Here is a 1,676-nt window from a genome sequence, read left to right on the forward strand (position 1 = left end):
CCTTCACCCTGGCGGTGGCGATCGCCGCGCTCGTCGCCGGGGCCGAGTTCCTGGACGAGGCGGAGCGGGGCGACGTGCTCCTTCTGGCTGACGACTGGAACGCGCGCATCGAGGAGTGGTGCGTCGCCTCCGGCAGCGCGCTCGGCGCAGCGCACGGGGTCGCATCCCACTACGTCCGGGTCGCGCCCGCCCGTGTGATGTCGGACCCGACGGCGCTCCGCGACGTCGTGCCCTTGAAGAACCGCGACCGCGACCCGGGGCTGCCGGCGGCTGAGCAGGTCTCGGCCGACGTACTGCAGCTGGTGCGCTTCGGGCTGCGCCGGGCGGACGACCCGTTCGTGCGCGGCACCGTACGGCTGGTGGATGCGGTGTTGCGCGCGGAAACGCCGAGCGGGCCGGTTTGGCGCCGCTATGGCGGGGACGGTTACGGGGAGCACCCGGACGGACGTCCCTACGACAGGACCGGGCAAGGGCGGCCCTGGCCGCTGCTGGCCGGGGAGCGGGGTCACTATGACCTGGTCGTCGGCGGGGATCCCGCCCCGCACCTCCGCACCATGATGCGCGCGAGCGGCCGGCTTGGCCTGATTCCGGAGCAGATCTGGGACGGAGACCCACTGCCGAAGGTCGGCCTGCATCCTGGCCGGCCCTCTGGCTCGGCGATGCCGCTGGTCTGGGCGCATGCGGAGTTCGTCAAGCTGGCCACAAGCATCCGCGCGGGCCGGCCGGTGGATCGGCCGGAGGCGGTGTGGCTGCGCTACGCCGGCCAGCGGCCGCACCCGACGCATGCGCACTGGGCGCCGTGGATGCCGGTGGCGACGATCCGGCGGGGGCAGTCCCTGCGCGTCCTCTCCGATGTGCCGACCGCCGTCCGCTGGCGGGTCGCGGGGCGGGATGATGCTGGAGAGGCCACCACGGCGCTGGCCGCCCTCGGCCTGCACGCCGCGGACCTGCCGACCGGAGCACTGCGGCCGGGCGACACCATCCTCGTGGAGTTTGTGCGCGCCGGGAGCCGCGAGCACAGGATCGAGGTCACGGAACCAGTGAGCCCGCCGGGGTAAGCCGCCCTGGCGTCGGCTCCATTGCCCAAGCCGGCTGTGCGCGCCGTCGTCCGGCCTTGCCGGAGCGGCGCCTACCCGCGCTCGGCAGTGCCGGGCGCGGCGCTGTCAGACACAGCTGCGTAGAGGTCCAGATGGGCCCAGGCCGCCGCCTCTCAACCTTCACACCGCCGCCGCAAGAGGGCCGCCGCGCAACGCTTACGGCCCGCCTCATCGACCTCGACGACGTGCTGCGGGTCGGGATGCAGGTGATGGAGGACTCCCTCTGCAACTGGCAGAAGAGCCCGACGACCTTCATCCACTTCAAGGGTTAACGAGACCTGCTCGCCACAGTTAGGCCAGGGCCGCGCCGATGTCGTCCCAGGCATAGCGCCGTTTCAGGAAGTTGAGGCTGTCCGGCCCCAAGAGTTTCCGGTGCTGCATCTGGCCCACGACGATGCCCGGTGAGATGCCAATGGAGGAGGCAAAGCGCATCACAGCCATTTTACGCGCCGCCAGGCGTTGGACTTGCTTCGGGAAAGTGGAGAGGTCCCGATGATGCAAGAGGACCCACATGAAGCAGCAGCGACGGTTTACGAAGGAATTTGAGGACGAGGCGGTACGCCTTGCTCGGACGAGCGG

3 protein-coding genes are annotated in these 1,676 nt (G+C 70.9%); 2 read left to right on the top strand and 1 reads right to left on the bottom strand.

The window, feature by feature from the left end:
• A partial coding sequence (locus tag LHA35_RS28145; RefSeq protein ID WP_456316100.1) for a hypothetical protein occupies positions 1-1,058 on the top strand: 1,058 nt, incomplete at its 5' end.
• Positions 1,059-1,189: 131 nt separating this feature from the next.
• Positions 1,190-1,369 (top strand): alpha-glutamyl/putrescinyl thymine pyrophosphorylase clade 3 protein, encoded by a 180-nt coding sequence (locus LHA35_RS29155; protein ID WP_226614985.1) that lies wholly within the window; start codon positions 1,190-1,192, stop codon positions 1,367-1,369.
• Between the two features lie 19 nt (positions 1,370-1,388).
• Here LHA35_RS29155 and LHA35_RS28155 read toward each other — a convergent pair.
• Positions 1,389-1,676: hypothetical protein (locus LHA35_RS28155; protein ID WP_226614967.1), on the bottom strand; the 288-nt coding region annotated here is incomplete at its 5' end.

This window comes from Roseicella aerolata, from assembly GCF_020523605.1.
Taxonomy (GTDB): domain Bacteria; phylum Pseudomonadota; class Alphaproteobacteria; order Acetobacterales; family Acetobacteraceae; genus Paracraurococcus; species Paracraurococcus aerolatus.

Excerpts from the sequence above, each read along its gene's own strand:
- LHA35_RS29155 (WP_226614985.1), top strand. The coding sequence starts at position 1,190 with ATGGGCCCAGGCCGCCGCCTCTCAACCTTCACACCGCCGCCGCAAGAG.